Source organism: Candidatus Synechococcus spongiarum, from assembly GCF_900047545.1.
GTDB lineage: Bacteria > Cyanobacteriota > Cyanobacteriia > PCC-6307 > Cyanobiaceae > Synechococcus_B > Synechococcus_B spongiarum_C.
This window is the reverse complement of sequence record NZ_FITM01000171.1, coordinates 1-2,873: the sequence shown is the minus strand read 5'-3', so window position 1 is coordinate 2,873 and position 2,873 is coordinate 1. Positions and strand designations below refer to the sequence as shown.

The 2,873-nt window shown below is 55.4% G+C and carries 2 protein-coding genes; one reads left to right on the top strand and one right to left on the bottom strand.

Annotation, left to right across the window (positions count from 1 at the left end; genetic code table 11):
• A partial coding sequence (locus tag FLM9_RS07375) for an N-6 DNA methylase (protein WP_180365344.1) occupies positions 1 to 1,730 on the bottom strand: 1,730 nt, incomplete at its 3' end.
• 642 nt (positions 1,731 to 2,372) lie between these two features.
• Between FLM9_RS07375 and FLM9_RS07370 the strand changes: the two genes are divergently transcribed.
• Positions 2,373 to 2,873 (top strand): IS1595 family transposase (locus FLM9_RS07370; protein ID WP_180365343.1); only part of this gene is annotated, 501 nt, incomplete at its 3' end.

Here is a 2,873-nt window from a genome sequence, read left to right as displayed (position 1 = left end):
TAGACACAGCGCTTCAACACCAGACGGCGCACAATGTGGCGGTCGTCCAGTTGGCTTTCCTCCAGTTCCCAGCCGCCGCGGCGGGCATTTTCCCGGATGGTGGCACGAATGGCCTCGATGCGCGCCGCCACCGATGCTGTTGTCCCGTTCGGCCCGGCGGCACCAGGGGGCTTTGGTTCCGCGTCCTCCGGGGTGGCGGCCATGGCTTCGATCACCCGATCACTGAGATAATCCACCAGGCTCACCAGGAAGTGACCGGAGCCCATGGCCGGATCGCAGATTTTGAGGGCCAGGATCTCCTCGGCAGTGCGGCCTTCCACCAGGGGCGTCAAGGTTTCCTTGATGATGAGCCGCACCAGGGCATCCGGCGTGTAGTAACTGCCCGATTTCTTGCGGGCAAACACCTTGGGTTGCACCATGATGGCTCCCTCCTGATAGACCAGCTCATGATCCAGCAGCCGTTCATAAATGGAGCCCAACTGCTCAACACTCAGGTCCCGGTAGTTGATATAGCTTCCTGTCTTGCTGTCAAAGGAGAGAGTCGCCAGCACGTCCGCCATCACCTGGTCATTAAGATTCACAGCCGCCAGCAGGGGTGTTTGGGCAGCGTTGAACAGATCGCTGTTATAGGGAGGCAGGCCAATTGAGGGATCACCCTGGTCAATGGCCCGGCAAAGATTCTGCAAGTGGGACCAGTAGCGACAAAATCTGGTGGAGAAAATATCCTTGGCCTCTTTGCGGCGTTTTACGTCATCACGCCGCTTACGCAGGCTATAATCATCGTAGCGCAGATTATGTGCAGGCAACAAGCCGCGATCCTCCGCATAGAGGATGAACAGGAGACGATAAAGCAGGGTAAGAGCCGCCTCGCGCACCTTGTCCAGGGAGGAGGGGTCAGTCAGGGACTGGCCAACATCTTTGGCGGCAGCAGCTAAGGCCTTGGCAAGCTTGGGAAACACCTGGCAAAGTACCATATCCGAGAGGTTGGCGGCAACCCGTTCCCCGTAACGGCGACTCTCCTTCAGAACCCACTCATGCAGGCTTGGGCCACCCGCACCCGGCATAAACGCCTGGGGACGCAACAACAGTACAAACAACTTGAGCCCATGGCGGTCCTGATGGCGCAAAACTGCCGGTAGATTGATCTCAAAAAACTCCGCCGCCACGGAGCGGGCGCCAGCGTAATAGAGGCGCCAACATTGACCGTTGCTGAGAATCCCCCAGCGCAGGGCGCCATGGGTCAGGTCGTCGGCACGGCGCAAATAACGCAACACCTGGCCGGCCGGAGTCCGCTGCTGAGGGCTGCTGCGATCCAACCCCACCCCCCAATGCTTGGCTTCCACCAGCGCCACCCCATGGCCATAGCGTCGCCATTCCTCGTCCTGCTCCAGCGCCTTGGCCTTGGCCGCCTCATTGGCAAACAACACCCCGTCGGGCACGTCCTCCCGCCCCCGGCTGCTGAGCCGCTGTTGCCGCAAGACATGCCGCCAACCCAGGCACTGGAGCACGGGCCAGATCAACTCATCCTCGGTGGTGGCTTCATTGAGCTGGTGCTGCTGGGGGAAACGCTCCATAATCTCCCGTAGCCCCGCCTCCACCGCCACCAACTCCCCCTCCCCCAGTGCTTGCCAGGCCGGGGAATCCTCCAACGGGCCGCTGAGAAAATCCTGGGCAAACAGGCTGCGGCGCCAAGGGGCTGGTGATGGGGTGCGGTCTGGCGTGGGCGGCATGGTGGTCTGTCTTGAGGAGGAGATGGGTGCAGGGTAAGCTGGCGGTGACCTGCAGAAGATCACCCATTCCCATGGGTTGGTCCCACCCGGAACGGTCGGGTGACCAGCATCTTTACCTCACCCTCAACATCCTTCACAAAGGGGCTTACATACGTAGGTGCCCCAGCTTGTCTACCACTGAAGTCTTAAGAATCTCAATTTAGACACATTATTGAAGATGCTCCATTTTCTAAAAACGACACTTTCCAAATTAAACCAAGTTACATTTTTACAAATGCAATTAACTCGAATTCTTTCAAATAAATTTTATTCCAATCTGAAGCAAACCGCCACTTAGTAGCATAGAGCACTTGACAACCTACCCTATCCAGCCTATTCTTGCTCTATCACCTATTCACTTAAAATGTGAGTCGCACAGGTCCAGACAAGTCTCACCGCCAAGGAATCACACTTATCCAGTTAATGAAAAGGTTCCCCGATGACAAAACTGCTGAAGCCTAGTTTGTTGATGCAAGGTGGCCTGAAGGAATCATTTGCCCTCATTACGGCTCTGTCAATGTGAATCCCAAAACTAAGCATCGCTCCATGCCGTATCGATGCCGTAATTGCCGTAAAAGGTTCAGCACCAGAACAGGAACAGTGATGGAATATTCCAAGTTGGGATTCCAGATTTGGGTCATTGCTATCTTCCTCATTGCCACTAATCTCAAGGGCATTTCCAGTATGAAACTCCATAGGGACCTTGGCATCACCCAGAAAAGCGTCTGTTTCCTTGCCCATCGAATTCGGGAATCTTTCGATTTTTCATGGCTACCTGGCTTCGATGGACCTATTGAAGCTGATGAGACCTTCGTTGGCGGTAAGCGCAAGAATATGTTCCATGACAAGCGCAAGGAGCAAACCGGACGTGGGCCAGTAGGTAAGGTCATTGTGGCTGGCGTTAAGGATCGTAAAACCGGCCAAGTCAGCGCAAGGGTAGTCAAGGGTACGGATGCGGCAACTCTGAAAGGATTTGTTCGGTATCATGCTGAGCCAGGCACCACAGTCTACACCGATGAAGCGTTGGACTATCAAGGTATGACTGATATGGACTATCAAACGGTGAACCATGGCGTCGGTGAGTACGTCGATGATATGGGCTCA